This window comes from Xanthomonas sp. SHU 199, assembly GCF_000364665.1.
GTDB classification, from domain to species: domain Bacteria; phylum Pseudomonadota; class Gammaproteobacteria; order Xanthomonadales; family Xanthomonadaceae; genus Xanthomonas_A; species Xanthomonas_A sontii.
The window spans coordinates 1-14,780 of sequence record NZ_AQOI01000592.1 but is presented as its reverse complement, the minus strand read 5'-3'; the positions used below and the strand labels follow the sequence as shown (position 1 = coordinate 14,780).

Genomic DNA, 14,780 nt, shown 5'->3' with positions numbered 1-14,780 from the left:
CCGGCGACCTGTTCGCGCCGGCGGCCGCCACGGTGCCCGAGCGCCGGCCGGCCGACCTGCCGCATCTGTCGCTGCCCGAACACCACGACGTGCGCGGTAGCGACATCGTGGTGCGGCGACTGCACGGTGCGCTGGCCGCCGCTGCCGAATGCGGGCCGCGCGATTTCGCCGACCTGCTGCAGGTGCCGGGCGTTGGTGCGCGCACGGTGCGCGCGCTGGCGCTGGTGGCCGAGGTGCTGCACGGCGCGCCGTGCCGTTTCAGCGATCCGGCACGGTTCTCGCTGGCCCATGGCGGCAAGGACCGGCATCCGTTCCCGGTGCCGACGCGGGTCTACGACCACACCATCGGCGTGCTCAAGACGGCGGTGGCGCAGGCCAAGCTGGGCCGCGAAGAGAAACTGGACGCGATCCGCCGCCTGGACGCGCAGGCGCGCCTGCTCGAACCGGCCGCGCGCGGGCCGTCGGTGGACGACTACATCGCCGAAGAGCGCGCGCAATCGCACGCCTATGGCGGGCGCAGCGTGTTCGGCTGGGAGCCTGCGCCGGAGGCTGTGGCGGAGAGACGCACCGCACGCGCAAAGTAAGAGCTCGGCTAGTGGCCTGGGTACGACGCGATCGAACCGGCTGTCGGGTGTCGTGCAGGCGTCGACGGCGATTCGCCCGCGATGCGCCAGTCCATCTGCGCAACCGACCTCGTTGCAGTCGGGACTGAAGTCCCTCCCACAAGCAGGGACTTGTGGTCAGCGTTGCCGTCGGCACTCGCGCGGAAGATCACGGTTGCGCCTCTCCGGGAGTCCGCTGTCATGCCATAGTGCTGGTCGGAGGAGGTGACGCGGTCTGAGCGCGTGCCAGGTTCCTCCCGTTCGAGCGATCGCCCGTATCATGGCCGCCCCGGCGCACGGTGTCGGTGGCTCCGAACGACGCGTACGCCGAAGGACGTTTTCCCCAGCATGTGGTCTGCCATCAGCAACTTCGGCGACGCGGCGATGACGCTGCCGCTCGGGCTCGTCTGCGCACTGTGGCTGGCGCTGGGTAGCGCGGGATGGCGTGCCGCGGCGACGTGGCTTGGCCTGCTGGCGAGCGCCGCCGCCCTGGTCGGGGCGACCAAGATTCTCTACGCCGGCTGTGGGGTGGAACTGCGCGCGCTGCAGTTCCGGGTGATCAGTGGACACACCATGCTCGCCGCCTGCGTATGGCCGATGGCCTGCATGCTGTGCCTGCGCGCCCGTCCGCGGCCGCGGCTGGCGATCGCCTGCGGTTTCGCCATCGCCAGCGTGATCGCCATTGCCCGCGTCTACGCGCGAGCGCACAGCTTGTCCGAGGTCGCTGCCGGTGTGGTGGTCGGGGCAGCGACGACGGCGTGCTATCTGCAGTGGCGCGGTGCGCCGCAGCTGCCCGCGCGGCTGCGCATGTACGCCCTCGTGTCGGTGGTCCTGGTCGGCGCGTTGATGTACGGACGCCACGCGCCGATCCAGCATGCCATCCAGACCTATTCGCCGGCGTTGTGCGGTCGCGACAGCTGATGGCGCCGTCTTCCGTGTGCAGGCATATGCACGTGCGCTTCGCCTATCGTATGCCTGCTCTTGACCTGCGCGTTGCTACACCCGGAGCCGATGGCCGTCGTGGCCGCTTTCAGGAGATGTATCGATGCCGGAGCAATCCACCACCACCCGTGCGCGCCGCGCCAAGCGCGAAGGCAAGGCCGGCACGACCCAGGCCGGCGAGTTCGTGCGCGAGGAAATCGACCGCGTGCGCGAGGGCAAGACCCAGGTGAAATCGACCAAGCAGGCGATCGCCATCGGCCTGTCCAAGGCGCGCCGCGCCGGGGTCAAGACCGGCGCGTCGAAGACCGCGTCGAAAGTCACCAGGAAGAAGGTTGCCCAGGAAGAGGCCAAGGGCGGCAAGCAGGCCAAGCCGTCGCCAACGCGCTCGCGCGGCGCCAAGAAGGCGCTGAAGACCGCCAGCAAGGGCAAGAGCGCGACGCAGACGGTGGGCAGCGAGGCGCTGTCGACACAGACCAAGCGCGCAGCGAAGAAGCGCAGTGCCAGCAGCCGCTCGGCCGCGGCGAAGAAGGCCGTGCAGACCAAGGGGGCGACGGTGCGCAAGAGCGCGGCCAAGAAGGCCGCGAAGACCCGGGCCAAACAGGCCGGCACGCGGACGGCTGCCGCCAAGAAGCGCACGGCGAAGACCGCTTCGGCCAGGAAGACGCCGGCCAAGCAGGCCGCGAGCAAGAAGGCGGCGAGCAAGACTTCTTCGGCAAAGAAGACTGCGACCAAGAAGACGGCCTCGAAGAAGACGGCATCCAGGAAGACAGCGTCGAAAAAGTCGACGGCGAAAACCGCGGTCGCGAGGAAGACGCCAGCGAAGAAGAGCGCATCCAGCAAGCGTAAGACCAGCAAGCGCGCAGGCAAGACGTCGTCCGCGCGCACACGCGGTTCGCGCTCGAGCGGCTAGTCGCTCCATGGCGCGCGGCGGCGGATGCCACCGCCGCGCGTCGACGCATCCGCGATCGACGCGACTCGCCGGGGTCTTACAGTTCGGTGTACTTGGTGATGCGGCCCTTGGCGCGCTCCACCGGATACTTGGCGGCGTTGGCCAGCATCTTGCGTTGCGCGGCGTCGATCGGATCGATCTCCAGCTTGTCGCACAACTGGACCAGATACAGCAGCACGTCGGCGATCTCGCTGCCGACCTGCTGCTTTTTTTCTGCAGACAGTTGCCGGCTCTGCGCATCGTCCAGCCACTGGAAGTGCTCCAGCAATTCCGCCGCTTCCACCGACAGCGCCGCGGCGAGATTGCGCGGACTGTGGAACTGACCCCAGTCGCGGGCGTCGGCGAAGGCGCGCTGGGCGGCCTGCAGGTCGTGGAGGCTGTCGGGCATGGCATTGGCTCGCAGTGGGGACGGCGCATGGTAAAGCAGCAATCACGCGCGCAGGCACTGCGGTCGCGACATCGGACTCACGGCGTGGTCACCGACGATGCACGGCATCGGCGGCGACACTGCGGGCACGTGTTCGCAGACGAAAGGACCTACCCATGCAAGCTCTGACCTATCACGGCACCCGGGACGTGCGCGTGGAAACCGTTCCCGACCCGGTGCTGGTCGAGACCGACGACATCATCCTGCGCGTCACCGCCACCGCGATCTGCGGCTCGGACCTGCATCTGTATCGCGGCAAGATTCCCGATCTGCACACCGGCGACGTGCTCGGGCACGAGTTCATGGGCGTGGTGGAAGACGTCGGCCCGGACGTGCAGCGGGTGAAGAAGGGCGACCGCGTGGTGATCCCGTTCGTGATCGCCTGCGGCGAGTGCTTCCATTGTCGCCTGACCGAATATGCCGCCTGCGAGACCACCAACACCGGCAAGGGCGCGGCGCTGAACCAGAAAGGCATCCGCCCACCGGCGGCGCTGTTCGGCTACAGCCATCTGTACGGCGGCGTGGCCGGTGGCCAGGCGGAGTACGTGCGCGTGCCCAAGGCCAATGTCGGCCCGTTGGTGGTGCCGGACGTGCTGCATGACGAGCAGGTGCTGTTCCTGTCCGACATCCTGCCCACCGGCTATCAGGCCGCGGTCAACGCGGGCGTGCGTCAGGGCAGTACCGTGGCGATCTTCGGCGCCGGCCCGGTCGGGCTGATGACCGCGGCCTGCTGCCGCATGCTCGGCGCCGAGCGGATCTTCATGGTCGATCGCTATGCGTACCGGCTCGACTTCGCCCAGCGCACCTACGGGGTGATTCCGCTGAACTTCGAGGAGATCGACGATCCGGCCGACATCATCGTCGGCCAGACCGACGGGCGTGGCGTGGACGCCAGCATCGACGCGGTGGGCTTCGAAGCCAAGGGCAGCACGGTGGAGACGGTGATGGCCACGCTGAAGCTGGAAGGCAGCAGCGGCACGGCGCTGCGCCAGTGCATCGCCGCCACCCGCCGCGGTGGCACGGTCAGCGTGCCGGGCGTGTATGCCGGTTTCATCCACGGTTTCCTGTTCGGCGACGCCTTCGACAAGGGGCTGAGCTTCAAGATGGGCCAGACCCATGTGCAGCGTTTCATGCCCGAACTGCTGGAGCACATCGGCGAGGGCCGGCTGCGGCCCAACGAGATCATCACCCACCGACTGAGCCTGGCCGAGGCGGCGCAGGGGTATTCGATCTTCGACAAGAAGGAGCAGGATTGCCGCAAGGTGATCCTGACGCCGTGACCGGGGTGTGGCTGGGTGCCCCATGGCGGGTCACCCGGCCCCGGGCCCGCGCCTGAAGGTGTCGGAACGGGCGTAAAGCATGGTGCGTTGCACAACCTGCGAGGCGGTCCTGCGCGCCTGGGCATGGGCGTTCGGCCTGCCTGGCGCGAATGGGGGACATAGCGCCAACCGTCCGTCGCGAGCAGGTGAAGATTTCACGCCTCCTTCACCTTGCTCCGATGTAGACGCGCCGCCCCGAGGCTCGGGATAAGTTTTTCCCGCCGTCGCTGTCAGGCGGCCACGCGGGAGTGGCCCGCCCGCTTCTTGTCAAGTGCGTGACAAGCTTTTTGACCGCGAATCAATCACTTGGATGTTCCGGTGTGGTGAGGGTGGCATCGGCGGCTTGTCCACAGGGGGTGTGGATGACTTCTGCATAAGGTTGTGGATAAGGCCGATGCCGGCCCGTGACACAACAGTGTCAAGAGGGGTGGCGAAAAATTGACCAGGCGATTTTGCGGCCGCGATTGGGCCGGACCTTTGACCCTGTGCCGTGACCCTGCGGGGTGCACATCCGGGTCGCGGTCTGGGCGTTGACCACGGGCGCCGATCGCCTGGCGGTCGTATGGGTGCCTGTGTCGCACGGCAGTCCGGAGAACGCGCGGGTGCGACCATCAGGCGAGGGTGTGGCTTTCCCGAGGCGATCGCGTCGCCGCGTGCCGAAGATCCTGGATCGTGACCAGCGTGTGGCCCCGGGTTCCGCGTGAAGCCGGCGCCCTGTCAGCTTTTCCCGGCATCGCCATGGCGCCAGCCGTGCGGCGCCATGGCGGAAACCGCTGCCCTTGCTCAGGCCAGCAGGCGCAGCTTCGGCTCGCGGCTCCACTGCCGGGTCTTGGCCGCGGTCACGAAGCCCTTGCTGTCGCTGGCCTCGACCACCCCGGCGTCCTTCTGCACATTGCCGGCCTTCAGCAGCGGCTGCGCGCCGGCGTCGGCGGCGATCGCCTTGAGGTGGGCGAAGGCGTTGCTGACGAAGTCGATGGCCGCCGACTCCTTGCTCAGCCGCTTGCCGGCCTCGGCCGACAGCACCACCGCCACCGCATCGAACACGAACGAGGGTGTGCCGGCCAACTGGCCGTCGGCGGCCAGGCGCTTGCCGTCGCTGAGGACGGCGCCGCCGAGCTTGGGCGCGACGATCTTGACCGCCGCGCCGGCGTCGGTGGCGGCCTTGCGCAGGTCGCGCACCAGTTTCGCGTCAGAGCCCTCGTCGATCAGGATGCCGATCGCGCGGCCCTGCAGGGTCGGCTTCATGCGGCCGATGAGCTGCAGCGCTGGCGACAGCGGCAGGTCCTGCGGCGCGACCGCGGCCGGCGGCGCCGGCGGCAGCGCGTCCAGGCCCAGGCCGTCGGCGACGCGCTGCGCCAGCTTGGGATCGACGTGGCGCAGGTGCCCGACCACCGCCTCGCGCACGTGCGCGGTGTCGACCTTGGACAGCTCGAACACCAGCGCCGAGGCCACGTGCGCCTGCTCCGGCTGCGTCTGGCTGCGGTAGAACATCCGTGCCTGGCTGTAGTGGTCGGCGAAGCTCTCGGCACGCACGCGGCCCTTGGCGCCGTCGTCGGGCTGGGTGCGGTGGCTGACGAAGCCGCGCGCGGTCTCGCGCGGGCTGTCGGCCTGCAGCGAGCTGGGTTCGTAGGCGACGCGGCCCTTGGGCACGCCCATCTGCATGTGGCCGTCGCGCTGCATGTTGGCGAACGGGCACTTCGGCGCGTTGATCGGCAACTGGTGGAAGTTGGGCCCGCCCAGGCGGCTGAGCTGGGTGTCCAGGTACGAGAACAGGCGGCCCTGCAGCAGCGGGTCGTTGGAGAAGTCGATGCCGGGCACGATGTTGGCCGGGCAGTACGCCACCTGCTCGGTCTCGGCGAAGAAGTTGTCTGGCCAGCGGTCCAGCACCATGCGCCCGACGATCTGCAGCGGCACCAGCTCCTCCGGGATCAGCTTGGTGGCGTCCAGGTGGTCGAACGGGAAGGCGTCGGCCTGTTCCTGGGTGAACAACTGCACGCCCAGTTCCCATTCCGGGAAGTCGCCGCGTTCAATCGCCTCGAACAGGTCGCGGCGGTGGAAGTCCGGGTCGGCGCCGGCCAGCTTCACCGCCTCGTCCCAGATCGTGGACTGCAGGCCTAGCTTGGGCCGCCAGTGGAACTTGACGAAGGTGCTGCGGCCTTCGGCGTCGAGCAGGCGGAAGCTGTGGATGCCGAAGCCTTCCATCATGCGCAGCGAGCGCGGGATGGTGCGGTCGCTCATCGCCCACATGATCATGTGCAGCGATTCGGGCATCAGCGAGACGAAGTCCCAGAATGTGTCGTGCGCGCTGGCCGCCTGCGGGAAGCCGCGGTCCGGCTCCATCTTCACCGCGTGGATCAGGTCGGGGAACTTCAGCGCGTCCTGGATGAAGAACACCGGGATGTTGTTGCCCACCAGGTCCCAGTTGCCTTCCTTGGTGTAGAACTTGACCGCGAAGCCGCGCACGTCGCGTGGCGTGTCCACCGAGCCGGCGCCGCCGGCGACGGTGGAGAAGCGGGTGAACACCGGGGTCTTCACTCCGACCTCGGTGAGCAGCGCGGCGGTGGTGTACTTGGCCAGCGACTTGGTCAGTTCGAAGTAGCCGTGTGCGGCGCTGCCGCGTGCGTGCACGATGCGTTCGGGAATGCGCTCGTGGTCGAAGTGGGTGATCTTTTCGCGCAGGATGAAGTCTTCCAGCAACGTCGGCCCGCGCGGCGTGGCGCGCAGCGAGTTCTGGTTGTCGGCGACCGGAATGCCCTGGTTGGTGGTCAGCGGCGGATGCGTGCCGCCGGCCTGCTGGTGCAGTTCGTCGCCATGGCCGCGCTGATCGGCGGGTGCGGCGGAGGACGTGGGGGCGGTGGACGATGCGGAATCGCTGGGCGTGCGCTTGCGGCTGGCCATGGGAGATCGCTCCGGTGCGTGGCGGAAGAAGGCGTCGCGGTGGGGTGCCCGGTGCGTGAGGATGCGGGCGCGGCGGAAGTCCCGATCCTGGGCGGCGCGGCGTGAACGAGCCGTGCAACGCGCCGCATCGCGCGCACTTGTCTACCTCGGTACGCGCGTTGCGCACGCATGAAAAAACCCAGCCTCGCGCACGAGGCTGGGTCTCGGGTGCAGCGTCGAACGAGAACGCGGCTCAGACCACCGCGTCTTCCTTGTACGCATCCACCGGGATGCACGCGCACATCACGTTCTTGTCGCCGTACACGTTGTCCACGCGCGCCACCGGCGGCCAGTACTTCTGCTGCTTCAGCGTCGGCAGCGGGAACGCGGCCAGCTCGCGCGGATAGGCGTGGGTCCACTCGCTGGCGGTGACCTGCGCGGCGGTGTGCGGGGCGTGCTTGAGCGGGTTGTCCTCGCGGTCCAGGCGGCCGTCCTCGATCGCGGCGATCTCCTCGCGGATCTGGATCATCGCGTCGATGAAGCGGTCCAGCTCGTGCTGCGATTCGCTCTCGGTCGGCTCCACCATCAGCGTGCCGGCGACCGGGAAGCTCAGCGTCGGCGCGTGGAAGCCGAAGTCGATCAGGCGCTTGGCGATGTCCTCGGCGCCGATGCCGCTGGTCTTCTCCAGCGGGCGCACGTCGAGGATGCACTCGTGCGCGACCAGGCCGTTGCGGCCGGTGTACAGCGTCTTGTAGTACGGCGCCAGGCGCTTGGCGATGTAGTTGGCGTTGAGCAGCGCGACCTGGGTGGCCTTGCGCAGCCCGCTGTTGCCCATCATGGTGATGTACATCCAGCTGATCGGCAGGATCGAGGCGCTGCCGAAGCTGGCGGCGCTGACCATGCCGACCTCGCCGTCGCCGCCCAGGGTCTTGGGCAGGTACGGCGCCAGATGCGCCTTCACCGCGCAAGGGCCGACGCCGGGGCCGCCGCCGCCGTGCGGGATGCAGAAGGTCTTGTGCAGGTTCAGGTGCGACACGTCCGAGCCCCACTTGCCGGGCTTGGCCAGGCCGACCAGCGCATTCATGTTGGCGCCGTCGGTGTAGACCTGGCCGCCGTGCGCGTGCACCGCTTCGCAGATCGCCACCACGTCTTCCTCGAACACGCCGTGGGTGGACGGGTAGGTGATCATCAACGCGGCTAGGCGGTCCGAATACTTCTCGGCCTTGGCGCGGATGTCGGCGACGTCGACGTTGCCGTTGCCGTCGCACTTGGTCACCACCACGGTCATGCCGCACATCTGCGCCGAGGCCGGGTTGGTGCCGTGCGCCGATTCGGGGATCAGGCAGATGTCGCGATGGCCTTCGCCGCGGGCGCGGTGATAGGCGCGGATCGCCAGCAGGCCGGCGTACTCGCCCTGCGCGCCGGAGTTGGGCTGCAGGCTGACCGCGTCGTAGCCGGTGCACTCGACCAGCATCGCTTCCAGTTCGTCGATCAGCTGCTTGTAGCCGACGCTCTGCTCGGCCGGGGCCAGCGGATGGATCGCGCCGAACTGCGGCCAGGTCACCGGGATCATCTCGGCGGTGGCGTTGAGCTTCATGGTGCAGCTGCCCAGCGGGATCATGGTGCGATCCATCGCCAGGTCCTTGTCGGCCAGCGCGCGCATGTAGCGCAACAGTTCGTGCTCGCTGTGGTGGGTGTTGAACACCGGGTGCTGCAGGAACGCGCTGTGGCGCAGCAGCTGCGGCGGCAGCGCATCGGCGGTGGCGGCGTCGAGCGCGTCCACGTCGGCCTGCGCGCCGAACAGCTGCGCTAGCGCGACCACGTCGGCGCGGGTGGCGGTCTCGTCCAGGCTGATGCCCAGCGACGCGCTGTCGATCGCGCGCAGGTTGATGCCGGCCACGCGCGCCTTGGCGTGGATGGCCTCGGCATCGACGCCGGTGACGTGCAGGGTGTCGAAGAAGCGCTCGCCGACGGCGACGCCGGCACTGCGCAGCGCTGCGCCGAGGATCGCGGCCAGGCGGTGGGTGCGGCGGGCGATGCGCACCAGGCCCTCGGGGCCGTGGTACACCGCGTACATCGAGGCCATCACCGCCAGCAGCACCTGCGCGGTGCAGATGTTGGAGGTGGCCTTCTCGCGGCGGATGTGCTGCTCGCGGGTCTGCAGGGTGAGGCGGTAGGCGGGGTTGCCGGCGGCGTCGATCGACACGCCGATCAGGCGGCCCGGCATCGAACGCTTGTAGGCGTCGCGGCAGGCCATGAACGCGGCATGCGGGCCGCCGAAGCCGAACGGCACGCCGAAGCGCTGCGAATTGCCGACGACGATGTCCGCGCCCCATTCGCCGGGGGCGGCGATCAGGGTCAGCGCGAGCAGGTCGGTGGCGACGGCGACCAGGCCGCCTTGCGCATGCACCGCGTCGGCCAGCGCCTGGTGATCACCGATGTGGCCGAAGCTGTCCGGATACTGCAGCAGCACGCCGAAGCACTCGGCCTGCAGCGCTTCCTCCGGCGTGCCCACGCGCAGCACGATGCCCAGCGGCTCGGCGCGGGTGCGCAGCAGTTCCAGGGTCTGCGGGTGCACCGCGTCGTGCACGAAGAAGGTGTCGGACCTGGACTTGGCCGAGCGCTTGGCCAGGGTCATCGCCTCGGCCGCGGCGGTGGCTTCGTCCAGCAGCGAGGCGTTGGCGATTTCCATGCCGGTGAGGTCGGCGCACATGGTCTGGAAGTTGATCAGCGCTTCCATGCGGCCCTGCGAGATCTCCGCCTGGTACGGGGTGTAGGCGGTGTACCAGGCCGGGTTCTCGAGGATGTTGCGCAGGATGACCTTCGGCGTGTGGGTGCCGTAGTAGCCCTGGCCGATGAAGCTGCGGAACACGGTGTTCTTGTCGGCGATGGCGCGGATCTTGGCCAGCGCCTCCTCCTCGGTGATGGCGTCGGGCAGCGCCAGCGCGGCGGGCGACTTGATGTTGCCCGGCACGATGGCGTCGGTCATCGCCTCCAGCGAGTCGTGGCCGACGGTGCGCAGCATGTGCGCGATCTCGGCGTCGTTCGGGCCGATGTGGCGCTCGATGAAGGCGCAGTGGTGTTCGAGGTCGCGCAGCGAAGAGGTGTGAGACATGGCAGTCGTCCGGCTGAGGAAGGCACGAGGAGGCGGGGACGCGCGCAAGGCCGTCGTCGGACCGCAGCGGCGGGCACGACCGACGGGAAGCACGCGTCTTCCCAATGCCCCTCTGTCCTTTTGCCTGAGAGTTTGGAAGCGGCGGCTGGCGCTGCGCTTCGTGCCCCTTCGGCGCCGGGTTTGACCGGTCTCTCCAGAGTCTTGGTGCGGGTGGTATCGGGCCTGAGCGATTACGGGCGTTTGCGCCTTCGGCAGCGGGTCGCCCCGCTTCTCCCACCTTGCTGCGCCGCGATTATAACGTGGCCGGCGGCGCCCACGGCGGGCCGCACGCACCCACGCCAGCCTGAATGGGCAAGCCGCGGCGGATGCGCGCCTGCGGCCGCAGCGCGTATCATGGCCGCACTCCCTTTTCTCGCGCCCGTCCATGCCGGACGGCGTCGCCGCGCGTGCGCCCGTCCTGCGGCCGCCGCGGCCGGCTTTCAGGATGATGTCCCCATGACGCTCCCGTCCGTGTCCACACGCCGCATGGCCCTGTTGCTGGCCGGGCTGGCGATGTTCGGTCCGTTCTCCATCGACACGATCTTCCCGGCGTTCCCGCAGCTGGCGCAGCGCCTGCATGCCGATCCGGTGGCGATCCAGCAGACGGTGAGCGTGTACCTGCTGGCCTACGCGCTGATGGGCCTGGCCCACGGGCCGCTGTCCGACGCGTTGGGACGGCGCCGGGTGATCGTGGCCGGGCTGGTCGTGTTCATCCTGGCCTCGGCCGGCTGTGCGCTGTCGCGCGACCTGCCGACCCTGCTGGTGTTCCGCGCGCTGCAGGGTGTGTCGGCCGGGGTCGGCATGATCGTCGGGCGGGCGGTGATCCGCGACCTGTTCCACGGCGACGATGCGCAGCGGCTGATGAGCCAGGTGTCGATGCTGTTCGGCATCGCCCCGGCGATCGCGCCGATCATCGGCGGCTGGATCCTGGGCAGCGGCCGCGGCTGGCCGACGATCTTCTGGTTCCTGGTCGGCTTCTCCTCGTTGCTGCTGGTCGCCACCCTGCGCTGGATGCCGGAGACGCATCCGCCGCAGGCGCGCACGCCGCTGGCGCCGCGCACGCTGCTGCGCGACTACATCGGCATCGCGCTCAATCCGCGCTTCCAGCGCCTGGCCGCGGCCGGTGCGTTCAATTTCGGCGGGGTGTTCCTGTACATCGCCTCGGCGCCGGTGTTCATGATCGATCTGCTGGGCAAGACCGAGCGCGACTTCGCCTGGCTGTTCCTGCCCACCATCGGCGGCATGACCCTGGGCGCGTTCCTGTCCGGGCGCATGGCCGGGCGGCTCGGGCCGATGCGCCAGGTGCGCTTCGGCTTCGTCTGCTGCGGCCTGTCGATGGCCGGCAACATCGCCTACACCGCGCTGGCGCCGGCCATCGCGCTGCCGTGGGCGGTGCTGCCGATCTTCTTCGCCGGCCTGGGCACCGCGCTGATCTTCCCGATCCTGGCGCTGGCGGTGCTGGACATGTATCCGCGCCAGCGCGGGCTGGCCTCGTCGCTGCAGGCCTTCACCCAGTTGATGGTCACCGTGCTGGTGGCCGGGGTGCTGTCGCCGCTGCTCAGTGGCCATGCGCTGCACCTGGCGCTGGGCTCGGGCGCGTTCTTCCTGCTCGGCTGGGGTTTCTGGCGCTGGGAGCGGCGCAGCGGCAAGCGCCTGCCGCGGCCGGATGCGCAGGTGCCGCGGCTGGAACCGGCCGACCCGCTGTGAGCATCGCCGCGGTTGGGCTATCGTCGTCGGGTCATCGTTGAGGAAACCGCATGTCCATCCAGTCCAAGCAGCGCCGCGACCTGCGCAAGAAGCTGGCCGAGCGCCTGCGCCACCGCGCCGAGGGCGCCGCGCCGGCCGCGCCCATCGAGCCGCATGCGGAACTGCGCGACCAGCAGCGCACCTTGCTGGCCGGCATCGTGCGCCGCGACGGCGAGTGGGTGCTGGGCATGGACGGGCGCATCGCCGGGCAGAGCGAGAGCGCCGCGCAGGTGCTGTCGCTGATCATGCAGGCGGCGGAACTGCACGAGCGCGCCGGCACGCCGGTGCGGCTGATGTACTCGGACGCGCTGAAGGACGCGGCGCAGGCCGATGCGCAGGCGCAGGGCCTGAGCTTCGAGGAGTTCAAGACGCGCCACGCCCAGGTCATGCGTCGCGACGACGGCGCGGCGGCTCCGGCCTGAGGCCATGGGCCAGAGCGCCGGCCAGGCTGCGCAGGAGGCCGTGTCGCTGGCGCGGGTACGGCGCCGCGACGGCATCGCGCTGATCCAGGCGCACCGCGCCAGCGTCGCCTTGCATCACCCCTGGACCTATCCGTTCACCGACGTGCCCGGCTTCGAGGCCTGGTACGCGCAGACCCTGGACGGCAGCAACATCGCCCTGCTGGCGCGCGAGCGCGGCAGCGGCGCGCTCGCCGGCCTGTTCACCTTCAGCCAGGTGGTCGGCGGCTGCTTCCAGAGCGCCTACCTCGGCTACCACGCCATGGCCGGCTGCGAAGGCCGCGGACTGATGACGCATGCGCTGCGCCTATGCGTGGCCTACGCCTTCGCCGAACTGGGCCTGCACCGGGTGGAAGCCAACATCCAGCCGGACAACACCCGCTCGCTGGCGCTGGCGCAGCGCGCCGGCTTCCGCCGCGAAGGCTATTCGCCACGCTACCTGCGCATCGGCGGGGTGTGGCGCGACCACGAGCGCTGGGCGCGGCTGGCGGACGACTGAGCTGGCGGTGGCCCATGCGGCTGGCAGCGCTCAATGCCGAGACGGTGGCGTGGTCGGGGCCGGCGTAGGGGATGCGGGCGAGGTGGTTTGCGCCGAGACAGGCGCCGACGCCTCCCATCCGCACATCCGCCCCTGGTTCTGTTGCTTGAGCCATTCCTGCATTGGCGCGAAGTATTCCAGCAGCGGGCCGGCGTCGATGCGCTCGCTGCCGGTCAGTTCCTTGAGCGTGGCCTGCCACGGCTGGCTGGCGCCACGTTGCAGCATCGACCAGAACTTCTGCCCGGCTTCCTTGTTGCCGTAGAAGGTGCACTCGTACAGCGGGCCCTTGTAGCCGGCGGCGTCGCACAGGCTCTTGTAGAACTGGAACTGCAGGATGTGCGAGAGGAAGTAGCGGGTGTAGGGGGTGTTGGCCGGCACGTGGTACTTGGCGCCGGGGTCGAAGAAGTCCTCGCCGCGCGGTGTCGCCGGCGCCACGCCCTGGTACCTGGCCTTCAGCTCCCACCAGGCCTGGTTGTAGCGGTCCGGGGCGATCGAGCCGTCGAACACGCCCCAGCGCCAGCGGTCGATCATCAGCCCGAACGGCAGGAACGCGACCTTGCTCAAGGCCATGCGCATCTGCGCGTTGATCAGCGCCTCGCGGCCGACCTGCGGCGCGTCGACCAGGCCGATCGAATGCAGGTACTGCGGGGTCATCGCCAGCACCACGGTGTCGCCGATGGCTTCGTGGAAGCCGTCGTTGGCTCCCGCCTGGAACAGCGGCGGCAGCGGGTTGTAGGCCAGGTCGTAATAGACGTGGCCGAGTTCGTGGTAGATGGTGGTGAAGTCCTCTTCGTTCGGCTTGACGCACATCTTGGTGCGCACGTCGCCGGCCATGTCCATGTCCCAGGCGCTGGCGTGGCAGACCACGTCGCGGTCCAGCGGCTTGATGAACTGGCTGCGCGTCCAGTAGCTGTCCGGCAGCTTGGGCATCGCCAGCGAGGTGTAGAAGTCCTGCGCACGCTCGGTCATCTGTCGTGCGCTGAGCAACTGCGCCTCGCGCTGGGCCATGAACCGCGCGTCCACCGAGGTGTCGCCGTTACGCCGCGCCAGCGCCGCGCTCAGGTTGCCCTGGTACTGCCGCTCCAGCGCGTCGGTGATGTCCAGGCTGCCGGCGCCGGGGTAGGGCTGCAGCAGGTCCCACAAGTTGCTCCAGTCCTGCTGCCACATGTTGCCCATCAGGTGCGCCGGCAGCAGGCCGCCGGCCAGTTCGCCCTTGTCCTTGCCGTATTCGGCGTCGAGCTTGCCGCGCGCGTAGCAGTGCAGTTGTTCGTACAGCGGCTTGACCTGGGTCCACAGCCGGTCGGTCTCGGCGGCGAGCTGTGCCGGCGGCATGTCGTAGCCGCTGCGCCACAGTGCGCCGGTGTCGGCGTAGCCCATGTCGCGCGCGCCTTCGTTGACCAGTTCGACGAAGCGCTGGTAATCCTTGCGCATCGGTTGCACGGCGGCGTGCCAGCCCTGCCAGGCATCCAGTTGCTGGTCGTAGTCGCGGCTGCGGCGCAGCACGTCCTCCAGTTCGCCCAACTGCCTGCAACGGCGCGCGTCGCCCTCGCCGGTGCAGTAGGACGCGGCGCCGTAGGCGCCCTCCATCTTCGTCGCCAGCGCGGCCAGTTCGCCCAGCCGCGCCGGATCGCGCGGCGCCGGCATCGCGGTCATCTGCTGCAGCAGATGCAGCTCGCGGGCGCTGTCGGCCGACATCGGCTTGCCGTCGTAGCGCCGGGCCTGCGCGATCCAGCCGTTGAGCGTGGTCAGCCAGCGCGCGTTGGCCCTG

General features: G+C 69.3%; 10 protein-coding genes, 1 pseudogene and 1 riboswitch. Of the genes and pseudogenes, 7 read left to right on the top strand and 4 right to left on the bottom strand.

The annotated features are described in order from the left end of the window. From D183_RS25140 to D183_RS27820, 3 genes and pseudogenes are all read left to right on the top strand, one after another. On the top strand, nucleotides 1-584 hold a 584-nt coding region (locus D183_RS25140; protein ID WP_017910146.1), incomplete at its 5' end, for a DUF763 domain-containing protein. A 366-nt stretch (nucleotides 585-950) separates the two neighbouring features. Further along, on the top strand, nucleotides 951-1,523 hold the full coding sequence (locus D183_RS0117510; RefSeq protein ID WP_017910145.1) for a phosphatase PAP2 family protein: 573 nt from the start codon (nucleotides 951-953) through the stop codon (nucleotides 1,521-1,523). 124 nt (nucleotides 1,524-1,647) lie between these two features. Next, nucleotides 1,648-2,163 (top strand): annotated as a pseudogene (locus D183_RS27820) (DNA-binding protein); the annotation flags it as partial. A 367-nt stretch (nucleotides 2,164-2,530) separates the two neighbouring features. On the opposite strand, the gene D183_RS0117500 reads toward D183_RS27820, so the two are convergent. After that, nucleotides 2,531-2,881 carry a nucleotide pyrophosphohydrolase gene (locus D183_RS0117500; RefSeq protein ID WP_017910143.1) on the bottom strand — a complete coding sequence of 117 codons (351 nt, stop codon included), beginning with the start codon at nucleotides 2,879-2,881 and terminating at the stop codon, nucleotides 2,531-2,533. 155 nt (nucleotides 2,882-3,036) lie between these two features. Here D183_RS0117500 and D183_RS0117495 point away from each other — a divergent pair, with 155 nt between their 5' ends. Then, a complete protein-coding gene (locus D183_RS0117495; protein WP_017910142.1) occupies nucleotides 3,037-4,200 on the top strand; it encodes a zinc-dependent alcohol dehydrogenase in 1,164 nt (387 codons plus the stop codon). 822 nt (nucleotides 4,201-5,022) lie between these two features. On the opposite strand, the gene D183_RS0117490 is transcribed toward D183_RS0117495, so the two are convergent. Both D183_RS0117490 and gcvP read right to left on the bottom strand, forming a co-directional pair. Beyond that, nucleotides 5,023-7,137 (bottom strand): catalase, encoded by a 2,115-nt coding sequence (locus tag D183_RS0117490; RefSeq protein ID WP_017910141.1) that lies wholly within the window; start codon nucleotides 7,135-7,137, stop codon nucleotides 5,023-5,025. A gap of 232 nt (nucleotides 7,138-7,369) precedes the next feature. Then, entirely contained in the window at nucleotides 7,370-10,231 is a 2,862-nt protein-coding gene (gcvP, locus tag D183_RS0117485; RefSeq protein WP_017910140.1) for an aminomethyl-transferring glycine dehydrogenase, read from the bottom strand. 102 nt (nucleotides 10,232-10,333) lie between these two features. Then, a riboswitch (glycine riboswitch) is annotated at nucleotides 10,334-10,438 on the bottom strand. 288 nt (nucleotides 10,439-10,726) lie between these two features. Here gcvP and D183_RS0117480 point away from each other — a divergent pair. Genes D183_RS0117480 through D183_RS0117470 form a run of 3 tightly spaced genes read left to right on the top strand, consistent with a single transcriptional unit; the run spans nucleotide 10,727 to nucleotide 12,973 of the window. Continuing rightward, nucleotides 10,727-11,977 (top strand): multidrug effflux MFS transporter, encoded by a 1,251-nt coding sequence (locus D183_RS0117480; protein WP_026144591.1) that lies wholly within the window; start codon nucleotides 10,727-10,729, stop codon nucleotides 11,975-11,977. Between the two features lie 50 nt (nucleotides 11,978-12,027). Continuing rightward, nucleotides 12,028-12,438, top strand: coding sequence for a hypothetical protein (locus D183_RS0117475; protein WP_017910138.1), 411 nt, complete (start codon nucleotides 12,028-12,030; stop codon nucleotides 12,436-12,438). 4 nt (nucleotides 12,439-12,442) lie between these two features. Further along, on the top strand, nucleotides 12,443-12,973 hold the full coding sequence (locus D183_RS0117470) for a GNAT family N-acetyltransferase (RefSeq protein ID WP_017910137.1): 531 nt from the start codon (nucleotides 12,443-12,445) through the stop codon (nucleotides 12,971-12,973). Between the two features lie 30 nt (nucleotides 12,974-13,003). Here D183_RS0117470 and D183_RS25135 read toward each other — a convergent pair. Beyond that, a partial coding sequence (locus D183_RS25135) for a M2 family metallopeptidase (protein ID WP_017910136.1) occupies nucleotides 13,004-14,780 on the bottom strand: 1,777 nt, incomplete at its 5' end.

Coding starts and splice junctions, on each gene's coding strand:
- D183_RS0117470 (WP_017910137.1), top strand. CDS start 12,443: ATGGGCCAGAGCGCCGGCCAGGCTGCGCAGGAGGCCGTGTCGCTGGCG.
- D183_RS0117490 (WP_017910141.1), bottom strand. CDS start 7,137: ATGGCCAGCCGCAAGCGCACGCCCAGCGATTCCGCATCGTCCACCGCC.
- gcvP (WP_017910140.1), bottom strand. CDS start 10,231: ATGTCTCACACCTCTTCGCTGCGCGACCTCGAACACCACTGCGCCTTC.
- D183_RS0117475 (WP_017910138.1), top strand. CDS start 12,028: ATGTCCATCCAGTCCAAGCAGCGCCGCGACCTGCGCAAGAAGCTGGCC.
- D183_RS0117480 (WP_026144591.1), top strand. CDS start 10,727: ATGACGCTCCCGTCCGTGTCCACACGCCGCATGGCCCTGTTGCTGGCC.
- D183_RS0117495 (WP_017910142.1), top strand. CDS start 3,037: ATGCAAGCTCTGACCTATCACGGCACCCGGGACGTGCGCGTGGAAACC.
- D183_RS0117510 (WP_017910145.1), top strand. CDS start 951: ATGTGGTCTGCCATCAGCAACTTCGGCGACGCGGCGATGACGCTGCCG.
- D183_RS0117500 (WP_017910143.1), bottom strand. CDS start 2,881: ATGCCCGACAGCCTCCACGACCTGCAGGCCGCCCAGCGCGCCTTCGCC.